This is a genomic window from Bacillus sp. Marseille-Q1617, assembly GCF_903645295.1.
Taxonomy (GTDB): Bacteria; Bacillota; Bacilli; order Bacillales; family Bacillaceae_B; genus Rossellomorea.
In genome coordinates this window covers 84,262-100,653 of sequence record NZ_CAHJXM010000003.1, presented here as the reverse complement: position 1 = coordinate 100,653, position 16,392 = coordinate 84,262, and the positions used below count along the sequence as shown (strand labels likewise).

At 45.1% G+C, this 16,392-nt stretch carries 13 protein-coding genes and 1 other annotated feature; of the genes, 1 reads left to right on the top strand and 12 read right to left on the bottom strand.

Annotation, left to right across the window (positions count from 1 at the left end; genetic code table 11):
* Positions 1-13 precede the first annotated feature (13 nt).
* The 5 genes from HWX64_RS17705 to HWX64_RS17685 form a co-directional block, all read right to left on the bottom strand.
* Positions 14-1,054 (bottom strand): VanW family protein, encoded by a 1,041-nt coding sequence (locus tag HWX64_RS17705; protein ID WP_175990866.1) that lies wholly within the window; start codon positions 1,052-1,054, stop codon positions 14-16.
* A gap of 26 nt (positions 1,055-1,080) precedes the next feature.
* Entirely contained in the window at positions 1,081-1,710 is a 630-nt protein-coding gene (locus HWX64_RS17700; protein ID WP_175990865.1) for a hypothetical protein, read from the bottom strand.
* A gap of 195 nt (positions 1,711-1,905) precedes the next feature.
* On the bottom strand, positions 1,906-3,618 hold the full coding sequence (locus HWX64_RS17695) for a sensor domain-containing diguanylate cyclase (protein ID WP_175990864.1): 1,713 nt from the start codon (positions 3,616-3,618) through the stop codon (positions 1,906-1,908).
* Positions 3,619-3,705: 87 nt separating this feature from the next.
* Complete coding sequence (locus HWX64_RS17690) at positions 3,706-5,022, bottom strand: folylpolyglutamate synthase/dihydrofolate synthase family protein (protein WP_175990863.1); 1,317 nt, start codon at positions 5,020-5,022, stop codon at positions 3,706-3,708.
* 106 nt (positions 5,023-5,128) lie between these two features.
* On the bottom strand, positions 5,129-7,780 hold the full coding sequence (locus HWX64_RS17685; protein WP_175990862.1) for a valine--tRNA ligase: 2,652 nt from the start codon (positions 7,778-7,780) through the stop codon (positions 5,129-5,131).
* Positions 7,781-7,852: 72 nt separating this feature from the next.
* Positions 7,853-8,080, bottom strand: a binding site (T-box leader).
* 172 nt (positions 8,081-8,252) lie between these two features.
* Here HWX64_RS17685 and HWX64_RS17680 point away from each other — a divergent pair.
* On the top strand, positions 8,253-8,441 hold the full coding sequence (locus tag HWX64_RS17680; RefSeq protein ID WP_175990861.1) for a hypothetical protein: 189 nt from the start codon (positions 8,253-8,255) through the stop codon (positions 8,439-8,441).
* A 43-nt stretch (positions 8,442-8,484) separates the two neighbouring features.
* Here the strand turns inward: HWX64_RS17680 and ysxE are convergent, their stop codons facing one another.
* The 7 genes from ysxE to HWX64_RS17645 form a co-directional block, all read right to left on the bottom strand.
* Entirely contained in the window at positions 8,485-9,516 is a 1,032-nt protein-coding gene (ysxE, locus tag HWX64_RS17675; protein WP_175990860.1) for a spore coat protein YsxE, read from the bottom strand.
* 204 nt (positions 9,517-9,720) lie between these two features.
* The gene (gene spoVID, locus HWX64_RS17670; RefSeq protein ID WP_175990859.1) at positions 9,721-10,929 is read right to left on the bottom strand and encodes a stage VI sporulation protein D; all 1,209 of its coding nucleotides are present in this window, start codon (positions 10,927-10,929) and stop codon (positions 9,721-9,723) included.
* Positions 10,930-11,455: 526 nt separating this feature from the next.
* The gene (hemL, locus tag HWX64_RS17665) at positions 11,456-12,751 is read right to left on the bottom strand and encodes a glutamate-1-semialdehyde 2,1-aminomutase (protein ID WP_175990858.1); all 1,296 of its coding nucleotides are present in this window, start codon (positions 12,749-12,751) and stop codon (positions 11,456-11,458) included.
* A 46-nt stretch (positions 12,752-12,797) separates the two neighbouring features.
* Positions 12,798-13,772: a porphobilinogen synthase gene (gene hemB, locus HWX64_RS17660; protein ID WP_175990857.1), complete on the bottom strand. Its 975-nt coding sequence runs from the start codon at positions 13,770-13,772 to the stop codon at positions 12,798-12,800.
* 28 nt (positions 13,773-13,800) lie between these two features.
* Complete coding sequence (locus tag HWX64_RS17655; protein WP_175990856.1) at positions 13,801-14,595, bottom strand: uroporphyrinogen-III synthase; 795 nt, start codon at positions 14,593-14,595, stop codon at positions 13,801-13,803.
* Positions 14,595-15,527, bottom strand: a complete 933-nt coding sequence (hemC, locus tag HWX64_RS17650; protein ID WP_175990855.1) for a hydroxymethylbilane synthase — start codon at positions 15,525-15,527, stop codon at positions 14,595-14,597. The genes HWX64_RS17655 and hemC overlap by 1 nt, the downstream gene beginning before the upstream one ends.
* Positions 15,528-15,544: 17 nt before the next feature.
* Positions 15,545-16,378 (bottom strand): cytochrome c biogenesis protein, encoded by an 834-nt coding sequence (locus tag HWX64_RS17645; protein WP_175990854.1) that lies wholly within the window; start codon positions 16,376-16,378, stop codon positions 15,545-15,547.
* Between the last annotated feature and the right edge of the window lie 14 nt (positions 16,379-16,392).

Here is a 16,392-nt window from a genome sequence, read left to right as displayed (position 1 = left end):
CTTCTTATGACTGTTACTTCATATTTGGATTGTGAATTTCGCCGTCTGTTGAAGGCTCCGTATCAGGACTTGCCTGCTGCGGATCTGTTTGTACATCCTGGTCTGTTTCATCGCTGACAGTCTCATCTTTCTCCTGGTGATTGGAATTCCCTGACTCTCCTTCACTCGTTACAGGTGAACCGGCGGCAGCCTCCCCTTCTGTTCCACGGGCCACATTGCTGCTGTCGGTATAGTCTTGGAGGCTGGCGAGCTCCTCCCTGTGTACAGGCGGATAATAATCACGTGAAATCAATTCTTCCTTCAACACTGCACCAGTGGAATCGAGCATGCTCTTCCATACCTCAATTTGGACACCCGCTTTCCCCTCGGTCTTTGTTTTAGTCTGACCCTTGTCGAGGTAAGGGGTGTATTGCTTGATCACCCGCGGTTTGACCGTTTGCTTATTCTGCAGCGAAATTTCCACTTCATACGGGAGTGTTCCTTCTAACACAAATAATAGAGAATCCCCAGTCATCTGAAAGCGTATTTTGTAGGATTTGCTGTCCGGATTTGCAAATATGAAATCCTGATTCAGCTCCCTGTCCACTCTTGCTTCATAGCCAAGTTCAGCAAAATCAGGCAGTGTATGGCCATGATGACGCTGTACGATCTCCATGTCGGAGTGAAGCAGGATTTCATATAATCCAGTGGAAATCAAGCTCAGTTCCTGATTTGTCAGGCTGCTTATATGCTGGTCTTCAACGAATTTCAAGATTGAAAAGGTTGAGACGGGTTCGATATCGATTTCTGAAAAAGAAGAGAAAAAATCCTCAAGTTCCGGAGTTGCTTCAACGGACCCAATCTCATTCTCAGCCAATACCTGCATTTTTTCAGGGCTGTTCAACTTGTCTTCGAGCTCCGGTTCCTTCTCCTCAACATTCTTCGTTTCTTTTGAGGTACCATCTTCCGAAGAGAAAACACGGTCATACAAATAGGTCCCTGCATACGCAAAGCCGAATAGATATACTGTGCATAACACTAAAAAAACGCTAATGGTATAAATTGATGTTTTCAATGAGGGACCTCCTCTCCGACTGTGATTTACCTTTTTATCCCGGAAAATAAGCGGTTATATTCTTCTTCCTCTTCATCCCTTTGAAAAGAAGAAGGATCGTTTACAGGACCAGGTGTCCTGTCCGTGATTGCCGGCAGTTCTTTTTCCGCGGCCGACTCTTGATTTTCAAATGCGTCTGGCACCTTCGCTTCATATGTAACCACGGGCTGTATGTCTTCCCAGTCCAATTCTTTTATGTAGTCCTGCTGATCTTCCTGAATAAAACCCTCCTCTTTCTCCTTATCGAGGTTTGCTTCTGATTCTGTTTCAGCCACAGACTCATCGGGATTATGTTCTTTGGTAGTTTGATAGATTTTGGGTTCACGATCCTGGGCGGCTGGAGGAAGAGGTTCTGGGTATGGTTCATCGTGCCGGGAAGGGTTCCCGTCCTGAATTCTTGACTGTGCTATATAGGCAGTCAGGCCTATTAATAGAACCACTATAGCAAGCACACTAATAAACGGAAGAAACTCACTTCCCAATAAAGCAAGTGTGGTTACGCAAAAGGCGGTGAAAGACAATGTTACTTTCTGTTTAAACGTTAGATTTACAGGGATGAATATCAGGAACGGAAGCAAGAGGAGATAGGCACCGGCAGCAAATAGTAAAGCGTTCATCACAGACCTCCTACTTTCAGACTAAAATCGCTGAATTCGTACAAATTTCGACTATTACTAGTTTATTACAAAGTAATTAAAATTGAAACAATATGATTGCATTAGGAGTGAGAAAAATAGGAATTTCGTCATTGTTTATACAAAAATACGAAATCAGCCAGGAAAAAACACCTTCCCCTGCAAAGGAAGGTGTTTCTATTTCACGTATTCAGCCACACGATTGCGTCCGGCCTGCTTTGCACCTGTATACAGCGCCCTGTCGGCATGGCGGATCAGGGCCATTGTATCATCGGCATCTTGAGGGGCTGTTGCGACTCCAATACTAGCGGTGATCCTGACCATTAATTTCCTGTTGGATGCCTGCAGCGAATCGTGGAGGACAAATGGTCGGTTGGCGATGATCTTTCTCACACGTTCCGCAAGCGGAAGGGCTTCCTCTCTTTCTGTATCCGGGAGGAGAATGACAAATTCCTCACCGCCATACCGAGCCACCGTGCCTTTTGTTCCGATCAGCTTGCACAATCGGTCAGCGAGCTGGATCAGGATTTCGTTTCCGCTCTGATGACCGTAGTTATCGTTGATGACTTTGAAGTGATCGATGTCGAGCATGATCAGGGATAAGGATGATCTTCCACCCTTTTCAAGCTCATTGAACTCAAGGGACAGCATGTCTTCGAAGTAACGGTAATTATAAAGTTTCGTGAGCGCACATCTTTCACTGTTTTGCTTTGTTTTTTCATGATGCCTTGCATTTTCAATGGCGACACCGAAATAAGAGCACAGAATTTCTACGATCATCAGTTGGAATTTTTCATAAGCCTTTTTTTTCGAAGAAGCCAGGAGGAGGATCCCCCTTACCTTCTGGCTTCTTACAATAGGCACGCACAGGACGCTTTCCACCCCTTCAGGCATATAGCCGTCTGCGAGTGCTCCCCATTCAGAGCGCGAATCATATATGACCGACTTCCCTGACTCCCATACCATGCCGCTGATGCCGCGGCCCTTTTTCAGTGCTGGAAACCTGTGCACGTTTTTCTCCTTGCTTTCGACCCTTCTTAAAAGGACCAGCTCATCTCCTTTACAATCCAATATGTATGCATATTCTACAGGCAAAGTTTCGATGATCTTTTTCAAAAAGATATCGAGAACCTCGTCCACCTTCAGACTCTCTGTCAGCTGATGCCCGATTTCCCCTGCTTTTTGCAGGTATTCATTAATTTTTTCAGACGAATTATACATTTTCAATATCATCGATAAGCTTATGAATGGAATACCTATCAAAAGCGAGGCGAATGGACCTATTTGGAATGTGAGGAAGTACAGTGAAAGCGACATCGGGAACATGATCATATTCGCAATGAAATCCCAGATGAAATCCTTGCTGTAAAAACGGATATCATTTACGACAACAAAACGCTGATAGGCTAATAGTACAAATTGATTGATCATGATGGATACAACCTGGTAGCTTAAGGCTGCCGGCAGGATTTCACCTATATTTCGCGCTCCGATTTCTCCGCCCAGCAGAAAATAAATCAAACCGCTTGAAACGGAAACGATAAAAAACATCAGAGAGTTCAAAGGCACTCTGTGCCAATCAGACCTGGCCATCCTGATGCGCAGAAGCAAAGGAATAATCGAAAATTGCATTAAAACGATTTCCACAAACAATCCATATTTCAAAAATCCCACAAGGGTCACCCATTGTATAAAGAAGATGGTGGACCCATTGATGACGATCGGCATGAGCGGGATGAATGTGGCGAATATTACGAGTGTGATCAGTTCCCAACCGTTTCCTTCCACATTTTGAGGAGGATAGAATTGATATGTATAATACAATCCGGCAGGCACAATCGCCAGCCATGCAAATAGGAGCCAAAGTCTCTTTTTAAGTGAAAGCTGCATATCTATCCCCCTTCATCTGCGGCATATACTAAAAATAGTTAAATAGTCACAAGTTTAAGAATATTTTATCAGAGTAAAAGGATAAAGTCACTTGTTTTTTCTAGAATTTTCTAACTTTTGAAGAAGCACTGGTTTGACCTCTGATAAAAAGTAGAGCGACCCTGTGATAAACACCACTTCATCTTCATCCATCGACATCAGTTTTTCTTCTATATAAAGCTGCCAGTCCCCTGCTTTGTGTTTTTCGGGATGATCGGACAAGGCAAATAATTCATCTGCACGAGCTACTCTCGGAAAAGAAAAAGAGGTGAAGCTTATCGCCGAAGCAGCTTCTTCCAGCATCCCTATCATGTGTTTCAATTCTTTATCCTTCAAAGCGGAAAAAAGGATCGTCACTTTTTTGGTTGAAAATCGTTCCTTGATCGTCGTCACCAGGGCTTTGATCCCTTCCGGATTATGTGCACCATCCAGAATGACAGCCGGCTTTTCGCTGACCACTTCCATCCTGCCCGGCCAGTAGGCTTTTTTTAATCCGTCAGTTAGGTGCAGTTCAGTATAAGTGATTTCATTTTGGGTTCGAAGTAACTCCGCTGCTTTTAAGGCAAGCGCTGCATTTTGTACCTGATGCGCCCCCAACATGGAAATTTCAAAAGTACCACTTTGTGCGGAGGATTCGAAATGAAATCTTTCTCCATGATCCAAAGCCGCCTCCCTGTGAACTAGAAAGTCCTTCCCTGATTGATAAACGGGACTTCCATTTTCCCTTGCCGCTTTACGAATGACCTTTATTGCTTCAGGCTGTGAAACCCCGGATACCACCGGAACACCTCTTTTGATGATCCCGGCCTTCTCGTACGAAATTTTCTCAATCGTATCCCCTAAAAAGTTCATATGATCCATTCCGATACTTGTAATGATTGAAACAAGGGGAGTGATTACATTGGTTGAGTCCAGCCTTCCTCCAAGTCCTACTTCATATAAAACAAGATCCGGCCTTGCAGTCTCAGCAAAATATACCATGCTCATCGCCGTGATCACTTCAAATTCGGACGGTTCTCCCCACTCGCTGTCTTTCATCCCCTCTGCGATCGGTTTTATAAGGGAAACAAGTGAAGTGAGGTCCTCATCGGGAATGGGAATTCCATTTACAGAGATCCGCTCATTGAAACGTTCGAAGTAAGGGGATGTAAATGTACCGACCGTATAGCCTGCCTCTTGAAGGATATTGCGTAAATACGTGACCGTTGATCCTTTCCCGTTTGTTCCGGCGATATGGACGGATTTTATTTTCTCTTGGGGATTCCCGAGCTCTTCTAATAAAGAATTCATCCGCTGGAGCCCGGGCTTGATTCCCAATCTCAGCCTGGCATGGATCCACCCTACTGCTTCTTCATATGTCATCATGTTTGCTTCACTCCCATCAAAAAAAGGCCGGAGGGGAGCCTAGCTGCTTAAGGGGTGGTTCCCTTTACAATTAGACTCCTGCTCCTTAGCCTTCTACATTTCTTTCTTATACGGTTTTCAATTCTTCTATTCTCGATTTAACCGTTGCCTGCTTTTCAAGATAGTCTTTTTCTTTGGCTTTTTCTTCGTCTACGACTTTTTGAGGAGCTTTGCTTACAAACTTTTCGTTATTCAGCTTCCCTTGTACACGCGCTACCTCTTTTGACCACTTTTCAAGTTCTTTTTCAAGACGGGCGATCTCTTCATCGATATTGATGAGTCCCTGTAATGGCAGGAATAACTCTACTCCTGTCGCAACTGCAGTCATCGCTTTTTCAGGAGGGGTGATATCCGTCCCCATATCCAACTGCTCCGGATTACAGAACCTTTCGATGTATGCTTTATTTTTATCCAGCATATTCAGGATCTTTTCATCTTTCGCTTTGAGGATGAGCTTGATCTGCTTGCTCATCGGCGTGTTCACCTCTGCACGGACATTACGTACGGCACGGATGATTTCTACAAGGAGCTTCATTTCTTCTGAAGCACCGGCGTCGGTCAGGTCTTCATTCACTTCCGGCCATGCTGCCGTCGTGATTGATTCGCCTTTATGCGGCAGGTTCTGCCATATTTCCTCGGTAATAAACGGCATGAATGGATGCAGAAGTCGCATTGTGTTGTCGAGTACGTATGCCAGAATCGAGCGGGTCGTCTTCTTGGCCGCTTCGTCTTCCCCGTATAAAGGAAGCTTCGCCATCTCGATATACCAGTCACAGAAGTCATCCCAGATGAAGTTATAAAGAATTCTTCCTACTTCACCGAATTCATAACGGTCGGCAAGACGCGTCACGTTTTCGATCGTTTCATTCAAACGGGTAAGGATCCATTTATCTGCAACGGATTTTTCTCCGCTCAAATCGATTTCCTCATAGGTCATACCGGCCATATTCATCAATGCAAATCGGGATGCATTCCAGATCTTATTGGCAAAGTTCCAAACAGATTCCACTTTCTCAAATGAGAAACGCAGATCTTGACCAGGTGAACTGCCTGTTGATAAGAAGTAACGAAGTGAATCGGCACCATATTTCTCGATGACATCCATCGGATCGACTCCATTGCCGAGCGATTTACTCATCTTTCGTCCGTCTTCTGCACGGACAAGACCGTGAATCAGGACATCTTTGAATGGACGTTCACCGGTGAACTCAAGTCCTTGGAAAATCATGCGCGATACCCAGAACCCGATGATATCGTAGCCAGTTACGAGCGTGTTCGTCGGATAGTATCTTTTGAAGTCTTCCGCTTCCGTATCCGGCCAGCCCATTGTTGAGAACGGCCACAGTGCTGAACTGAACCAGGTATCGAGGACGTCTTCTTCCTGGGTCCAATTTTCACTGTCTGCTGGTGCTTCGTTTCCTACATATACTTCACCGGTATCCTTATGATACCATGCCGGGATTCTGTGTCCCCACCATAATTGACGGGAAATACACCAATCGCGGGTATTTTCCATCCAGCGCATATATGAAGTCTCGAAACGGTCGGGAACAAAATTCACTTTTTCCCCTTCTTTATCCTGCAGCTTGACTGCTTCCTGAGCGAGTGGATCCATCTTGACGAACCATTGAGTCGATAGATACGGCTCAACTACCGCTCCGCTTCGCTCGGAGTGTCCTACTGAGTGCATATGCTCTTCGATCTTGAACAATACGCCAGATTCCTGAAGGTCTTTGACGATCTGCTTGCGGCAGTCAAAGCGGTCCATGCCGTTGTATTTGTCTGCCTTTTCATTCATGCTGCCGTCTTCATTCATCACAAGGATGCGTTCAAGATTGTGGCGGTTCCCGATTTCAAAGTCATTCGGATCGTGTGCAGGGGTGATTTTCACTGCCCCAGAACCAAATTCCATATCTACGTAATCGTCACCGACGATCGGGATTTCGCGTCCAACGATAGGAAGGATGACCTTTTTACCGATCAGGTGCTTGTAACGATCGTCTTCAGGATGTACAGCAACAGCCGAATCACCAAGCATTGTCTCAGGACGTGTTGTCGCGATTTCGATATGTCCGCTTCCATCTGCCAGCGGATATCTCATGTGATAGAAGGCACCCTGGACATCCTGGTGAATAACCTCGATATCGGACAGGGCAGTCTTCGTCGCGGGATCCCAGTTGATGATGTATTCACCGCGGTAGATTAAGCCTTTATTATATAGATCGATGAAAACTTTCTGAACGGCTTGGGATAAGCCTTCATCAAGCGTAAAGCGTTCCCGGCTGTAATCAAGGCCAAGGCCGATCTTTGACCACTGCTTGCGGATATGCTCAGCGTACTCTTCTTTCCATCTCCAAGTCTCTTCAACGAATTTCTCACGGCCCAAGTCATGGCGTGAAATTCCTTGGCTGCGCAGCTTTTCATCCACCTTTGCCTGTGTGGCGATACCTGCATGGTCCATTCCTGGGAGCCATAATACATCGTAGCCCTGCATACGCTTCATTCTCGTCAGGATATCCTGAAGCGTTGTATCCCATGCATGGCCGAGATGGAGTTTCCCTGTTACGTTCGGCGGCGGAATGACGATCGTATACGGTTCCTTTTCTTTTTCGCTTTTCGCTTCAAAAAACTTTCCTTCCAGCCACCATTTATATCTTCCCTGCTCAATGGCATTGGGATCATATTTAGTCGGCATCGATAATTGATCTTGAGTTTCCATTGTATATCCTCCTTAATCGATATAGGTTTTTAATCAAGTGATTTTATAGAACACAAAAAATCCTTCGCCCTGTAAAAGGACGAAGGATTCGTTTCGCGGTACCACCTTTTTTCTCAGAAGCCATACAGACCCCTGAACTCTCAATGAACAATAACGGCTTTTAACCGGCTTCTACTACTGTCTTCATAGAAGCAGCTCTTCAGGCGACCTTCCATCGTCTTCGCTTGGAAAATCTCTCAGCAAACGATTTTCCTCTCTGAAAGCGGGGGGCAATGTACTCTTCCTGTTCAACGCTTTTGAAAATATTTATGTACTCATTATAGTATAGGATTCATTAAACTTTCGTCAATCATTATCGCCCATTTTCATGAAAAATATTCTTCTTTATTCCTCTATGGTTAACACAAGAACCAATTTTCATTCTTTTCATAGGATATAGTAGTGAATCTACCCAGAAAGGTGAGTGAAACGCATGCGAAAGTACAATCCATACACCCTGCCTCCATGGCTGCGTAATGTTCGCTTGATCTGTAAGCAATTCATCATCCCTTTTTCTGTGTTTCAAGCCATCCGGACCATTCTGCTCCCCACCACATTTGATGTTCTTCTCTTGACCCTTTTCATCGGCATCGCCCTTGCCATCTACTTTGATTGGATTTAAGGACTGACGAAACATGGACTTTCGATTTTCGTCAGTCCTTTCTTTATGCCTCAGCCTCCGCCTCGGCTGCTTCTTTTTTCTTGCGCTCGATTTCGTCGAGCCGCATGACCACATATTCCGTGTTTTTCAGCAGCCAGTAATGACGCTGGAGTTTTTTCAGAGATTTACGCTCATTCCTTTTGCCTTTCGGAGTATGAAAATATTTTTCTACAATGGCGATCACGGAGCTTGGGTAGGCTAAATAACACATAAACAGGAGCCTCTCTTCGCTGCGGGCAGTAAAATGCTGAAAGTATGTCTCAAGCCACTCTACACACTCCTCATAATACTTGGGATATGTTTTCAACGTTCTTGAAAGGAACGGCAGCAAGTCATGAAAAGGAGAAGCGACTTTAGAGTTTTCGAAGTTATTAAAATACCCCAGACCCCTGTCATCGTATAAGAAATGCTCTGTTGACAGCTTGCCGTGAATGATGACCGTTCTGACCTTCTCAAGATCCTTCGTATTTTCATACCATTCATCCAGCATTTTTCTTGAAAACTTTAGAGCCTGGGACACATCCTTATAAAACATACAAAAGTGATATTGAAACGGTGACATATAAACAGCTTTCTCGCATTCCTCAACGTATTCATCCAGAAACTGTTGTTCCTTCTCCCAGCGTGAAGTCAGCTGTTCATAATGCGATTCTCTTTCTTCTTTGTTAATTTTCACATCCTGTGAAGAAATTGTATGCAGCCTGGCAAGTTCACGGAACAGCTTCTGATGTTTTTCGAATCGGTTTTCCTTCTCCTGGTTGTTCAGCCATGGCATCACATAGTATAGTTCCCCCTGATGCCAGACAGCATAACGGCCGTCCATTGTCGGATAGATGGGCACGATCCGGTTGTACCCCCGTTGAAACAGAGTTTGGACGTTCCGGACGAAATCAACTCCGGTCTGGGCGGATATATGCTTTACTGCAAGGGTCCCTTTGTTTGAGTACACTTTGCTTACTTTCCCTGTGTCTTCCACAAAAAAAGGCTCTACACCATACGGCTGCAGCACAGGTCTTAGACTATCGATGGTTTGCATGATTTTTTGCACCTCCCCGTTTTACTAAGTATCAACACCCGTTTCTTTAAAAGAGTACTATATTTCTACTGCAAATATTCGTTGGCATTCCACTGGTTTTACACCATAAAATCCTCCGAGTAAAAAAAGAACGGACTGGCGCCAGTAGGTTGGTGTCAGTCCTGATTCATCGTCATTATTCAATCGTTCTGCTTCATTTTTATGTTATACCTTGAATACCGGCTCTTCATTCGGGATGTAAAGAACCTGGCCGCTGTAAACATCCTGATTCGCTTCTAAATGATTGACCCGCAACAGCTGGGCAATCGTCAGATCATATTTTTCCGCGATGTTATCAAGGGTCTCCCCTTCTTGAACAATGCAGACTCTGAGCTTTGCGGCCCGTTCCTCTTCTTTACGTGCGAAGAAATCGGTCAGGGAGATAGATTCATATTTCTTTTTGCCTTTGAATTTTTTCTTTTTATCCGCCGCTTCTTCACTTTCAGCTTCCATTTCCATTTCCATCGAGGAAGATTCTTCTTCCTCCTGTTCTTCCTGGACCGGCGCCGGTTTTTGCATATTCATTTGTTCACTGGCAGGCTGCGTCACTTCCTGCTCCTGCGATGACTCGCTTAATTCATGCTCAGGAAGTTCAAACATATTTTCCTTCCTGTAGTAATTTTCTTCCTGTGCAGAATGTGAATCATACTGGATGTGAACAGGAATTTCATCTTCTTCCCCGGCAGGAGGGGTCCTTCCTTCAAGCGAGAATGGCTGATACTCGTCATCCTCAGGAGCATCTGCTGATTCATCTTCAGCGAGATCATATTCATAATCGTCCTGCTCATAAGATTCATTCTCATCATCATCATTATCGTAATATGGAGGCCTATCTTCTTCCTCTTCTTCAACAGGTGCATCCAGGACGTCAGCGGAGCGGTGCAGAGGGGCATAGAGCTCTTCTTCGCTGTATTCCACTTCAAGTGGTGTATGCGTCTGCTGTTCACCGTAGATGCCTGTGATGGTCAAATCTGCATTCAGTTTTAAACAGGCATTTTCAGGGACGACATAATCAAATGATTCCACATACACATCAATGTCCCCTAAATTGGCAATCCGGTTTTTAGGGATTGTCACATCTACAGGGAATCGGTGGACAAACTCATTCTCGCCTTTTTCCCTTTTTTCTACTGCCTGAACGAATTTACCGCTCGCTTCGAACTCATCTACACCTTCACCATCCCTGAGGGTGCTCGGCAGGTATTCACCGGATAAATCAAGTGTCCCCCTGATGAGTACATATTGTTCCTGTTCTTGAATCGTTATATGTGGATCTAAGGAGATAGATAGCAATTCTTCAACTTCCTGTCCTTTTTTGAACCAAATTGATTCTTCCAAAGAAAATCGCAGGCACGATTGTTGATCTTGTGACAAAGAAATTCCTCCTTTCAAGTTCCAAGCCAAAGAAATATATGACAATGTCATTATCACTTTATGATTTGGATTGGAGAAATATGATAAGGATGCAGAAGTTTTGATAAAAAGGGGGTTGAGTTTCAAACACCGCTTTTGATTTCCGTGTATGACTTCGCTTTCCGCGGGTAGCCCGTGAGCCTCCTCGGCTTTGCCTGCGGGAAGAAAAGCGGAGGGGCTTTGAAGAGAGGCGGGTGGCATAAGACGAATCGGCCTGGAAGGCGCTCTTTGCCTTCTTGGTCGGTTTGGCTTATGACATGTGCCTCTAAGGCCTGGAGCTGGACACGTCTCACATAAGCTACTCTTCCCGCAGGAGTCTTCGTCTTGCACTACAATCAATAGCTGGATAGTTCCTTTACGTAGGCATTACATGCATGCTAAAAAGTCATCAAGAATATTGTGTTTCATAGTGGCATATTCCATCATTTCTGCCCATTTCCTAATAAAAAAAGCCGACCTTCTAAAATCAAAGGTCGGCTTTCTCGTTTTATTTTTTTTCACTAATCTTCTCAAATGCCTTCTCAGCAGCTTCAATCGTCTTAGTGATATCTCCGTCGCTGTGGGCGGTGGAGAGGAAGAGTCCTTCGAATTGGGAAGGCGGCAGGAATACTCCTTGGTTTGCCATTTCGCGGTAGTAGTCTGCGAACATTTCCAGGTCGGAGGATTTTGCCCCTTCGTAATTCTTCACTTCTTCATTTGTGAAGAATAATCCGACCATTGAGCCTGCACGATTGATCGTGTGAGGGATTCCGAATTTTTCAGCCGCTTTCTTCAGGCCGTCTTCAAGAAGATCCGCTTTGCGTCCGAATTCTTCATAGCTTTCAGGCGTCAGTTGACTGAGTGTCTCGTAACCGGCCGTCATCGCCAGCGGATTCCCCGACAGGGTTCCCGCTTGATAGATCGGACCGCTCGGTGCAATCTGTTCCATGATTTCGGCTTTTCCGCCATACGCTCCCACAGGCAGGCCGCCGCCGATCACTTTACCAAGGCAAGTCAGGTCAGGGGTCACATCGAAATAGCCTTGTGCACAGCCGTATCCTACACGGAATCCTGTCATGACTTCATCAAAGATCAAGAGGGAACCGTGCTGCTCCGTGATTTCACGCAGACCTTCAAGGAAGCCTGGCTGAGGTGGGACGACTCCCATATTTCCGGCAACAGGCTCGACGATCACTCCTGCAATATCGTCACCGAACTGTTCGAAGGCATAACGGATGCTTTCTAGATCGTTGTATGGAACGGTGATGGTATTTTGCGCGACTCCTTCAGGTACTCCCGGACTGTCAGGGAGACCAAGGGTTGCTACACCGGAACCGGCTTTGATCAGCAGCGAATCGCCATGGCCGTGATAGCAGCCTTCAAATTTGATGATTTTATTCCGGCCCGTATACCCGCGGGCAAGGCGGAGTGCACTCATGGTTGCTTCCGTTCCTGATGACACCATACGGACAATCTCTATGCTCGGAACACGGTCGATAACCAGCTGAGCCAGTTTATTTTCGATTTCAGTGGGTGCACCAAAGCTTGTCCCGCTTTCCGCCACCTTCTTGATCGCTTTCACCACACGGTCATTGCTGTGACCGAGAATAAGCGGCCCCCATGAAAGTACATAATCGATATATTCATTTCCGTCGATGTCATAGATCTTGGATCCTTTTCCTCTTTCCATGAAAATGGGGTCCATCTTGACTGATTTAAATGCCCTGACAGGGCTGTTTACTCCGCCTGGCATTAACTTCTTTGCCTCTTTGAACGCTTCTTGTGATTTTTCAAATGAACGCAAGTCCGATCTCCTCCTTTAAGAATATTCAGGAATGTTGAACTGGTTTTTAAGACAGCCAGCCTGCAACGTCTTTTGCGAAATACGTGATGATCAGGTCTGCCCCGGCACGCTTCATGCTTGTCAGTTTTTCCATCACGATTTCCTGTTCGTTGATCCAGCCATTTTCTGCTGCAGCTTTGACCATGCTGTATTCTCCACTTACATTATAGGCAACAACAGGTGCATTGAAACGGTCTTTTACTTCTCTCATGATATCCATGTAGGAAAGAGCTGGTTTGACGATCAGGAAGTCTGCTCCTTCTTCGATATCGGATTGTGCTTCGCGCAATGCTTCCAATCGGTTTGCCGGATCCATTTGATACGTTCGTCTGTCACCGAATTGAGGTGTGGAATGCGCTGCATCACGGAAAGGTCCGTAGAAGCTTGAAGAGTACTTCACTGCATAGGACATGATCGGTACTTCCGTGAAACCTGCTTCATCCAAGCCATGACGGATTGCAGCCACAAAACCGTCCATCATATTCGAAGGGGCAATGATATCCGCTCCCGCTTCCGCCTGGCTCACGGCTGTTTTTGCAAGCAGGTCAAGAGTCGGGTCGTTCAGGATCTTTCCTTCTTTTACGATGCCGCAGTGACCATGGCTTGTGTACTGACATAGGCAAGTGTCTGCGACGACAACCATTTCAGGATAATGTTCTTTTACAAAGCGGGTCGCTCTTTGAACGATTCCATGCTCATGATAAGCCTGTTGCCCAAGTTCATCTTTTTCAGCAGGAACACCGAACAGGATGATGGATTTAATTCCCAATGAGACGATCTCATCCATTTCCGCTTTCAGATTATCCATGGAAATATGGAATACTCCAGGCATGGAAGGAACTGCATTCCGGATATTTTCGCCTTCTACAATGAATAAAGGATAAATTAAATCTTCTTTTCTAAGATGTGTTTCCCTTACTAAGGAACGCATATTTTCTGATTGTCTTAAACGACGATGGCGATTAAATGTTACTTCTTTCATTTTAATACCTCCAGTGGGATCGGTATGATCATGATTTATCATTGGCTGCAGCCGCATACTGTATGATTTCTGCGACCATATCATCTACAGTATACGTGTTTGGACAAATTTTTACATGAAATCCGTACTCTTCTGCCGTCTTTTTGGTGAGAGGGCCGATGCATGCTGCCGGAAGGTTCCGAATATACGCATGAAGGGAATATCTTTCAATCACCTTCATAAAATGATGGACGGTGGATGAACTGGTGAAGGTAAGGATGTCAACGCTTCCTTCCGAGATCACTTCTTTAAGATTTCCGATGCTTTCCTGCGGTAAGATCGTTTCGTACACGATCCACTCATCACAGTGGATCCCCGACGCGTTCAACTCTTTTGCAATGACATCTCTCGCCAGGTTCCCTTTTGGAATCAGCACTTTACCGCCAGGCTTCCCCTTGGTAATGAACGGCTGCACAAAGTCATCCCCTGTAAAATCTTCCGGCACAAATGAAACGGGCAGACCGCGGTTTTCACAGTACCTTTCTGTTTTAGTCCCGACTGCAGCGAATTTGGCAGACAGCGAAGATGATTTTATATTGTGTTTTTCTAATTGATCCAGAAAAAATGACACTCCATTTTTACTGGTGAATATGATCCATTCATAGTTATGTATTGATGATAACAGCGACGTTCCCCGTGGATCATCATATGATTTGAAGTCCAGGAGGGGGATCACTACAGGAACCCCTCCATTGCCCTCAATAAGGGAGCTCAAATCCTTGGCTCCCTCTTTTCCCCTGGTGATGAGTACCTTTATTTGATCTAAAGGCTTTTCACCGTTCATTATTGATCAAGCTCCTCTTTCACTTTGTCAATGAGTGCTTTGGCACCAAGCTCCGTCAAGCTTTCCGCTACTTTTTCACCAACAGTTTGAGGATCTGTCCCTGTCATATATTCCTTATAGATTGTGTGGCCGTCAGGAGAAGCCACAAGGCCTGTCAGCGCCACTTCACCGTTGTCTTTAAGCTCCGCATATCCGGCAATAGGAACCTGGCATCCGCCCTCCATCTTATGCAGAAAGGCTCTTTCGGCCGTAACGGTCTGAGTTGTTTCCTCATCAGCAAATTGATTCAATAAATCCAGAAGCTCCTCATCATCTTCTCGGCACTCGATTGACAGTGCCCCCTGACCGACAGCTGGAAGACAAAGATCCGGATCAAGGAATTCAGTCACGACATCACTTGTCCAGCCCATGCGTGAAAGCCCTGCAGCCGCCAGGATAATGGCATCATAGTCTTCATTTTGAAGCTTGGAAAGACGTGTGTCGATATTCCCGCGAATCCATTTGATTTCCAGGTCGGGACGCACGGAAAGAATCTGTGCCCCTCTTCGCAGACTGCTTGTGCCGACAATGGCACCGGAAGGAAGGTCCTTCAGGGCAACATGGTTTTTACTGATGAACGCATCACGGTGATCTTCACGTTCTGGTATACATCCGATCGTAAGGCCTTCAGGCAGAACAGCCGGCATATCTTTCATGCTGTGGACAGCCATGTCGATTTCTTTGTCCATCATGGCCTGCTCGATTTCTTTTACAAACAAGCCTTTTCCGCCTACCTTGGAAAGTGTGACATCCAGGATTTGATCCCCTTTTGTCACGATTTCCTTTACTTCAAAGTCATAAGAGGGATCGATTGCCTTCAGCTGGTCGATCACCCAATTTGTTTGTGTAAGTGCTAATTTACTGCGTCTTGAACCTACAATGATTTTTCTCATAATAACCTCCTGAAAGCTTATGAATACCAGAAATGAAAGGATGAAAGCCGGCTCCCCAAAAAGAAATTGATCAAGATGATCAAGAAAGCCGCTACATTAAGCATTGCCAGTGATTTTCCAAATACGTTCTTCTTAATTCTCAGATATAAGTAAGTACTGTATAAAATTAATAGAATGAATGATCCTATAATTTTCGGGTCATACAAAATGAAGTTTGGTAATTTAATAAAGGCCCACTGCATGCCCAGGATCAGACTGAGAAGAAGCATGGCGACCCCGATCGAGTTCGAAATATAAGATATCTTCTCAAGTTTGGACAAATCACTGATCCTCCATAATCTCTCCCCCCACTTTTTTTCTTTCAAAAGTTTGAATTGCAATAAGTAGAGAAGCGAAAAGACAAAGGACAATGAAAAGGCCCCATACGAAAGGATCGCCATCGTGATGTGGATCAAAAGCAGTTCCGACACCAGCTGTTCAGCCATCGCGCGTGACTCCACCTGCACGGGTGCAAACGTATGTATGGCCATGATGATGAATCCCAGTACATTGGTGAAGAAGACAGTGAAATCAACCCGCAGCAGCCGGTTGATCACCAATGACAGCGTAATCAATACCCAGGCATAAAAATAAAGCCCCTCAAAGATCGTGAGGACTGGGAACCTGCCGGTATTGATCATGTATAGAAATAAAAAAATTGTTTGAAGGACCCAAACAATTGCAAGTAACCAGAAGGCAAAAAGGTTTGCCTTCCGGTTTTTGTTTAAGAAATCTATAAAATAAAACAGGATACTAATAGCATACAGAACAATCATCAGTTCGTGCAGCCTAGTCATCGTTTGTTCAAACATAGACAATAACCTCA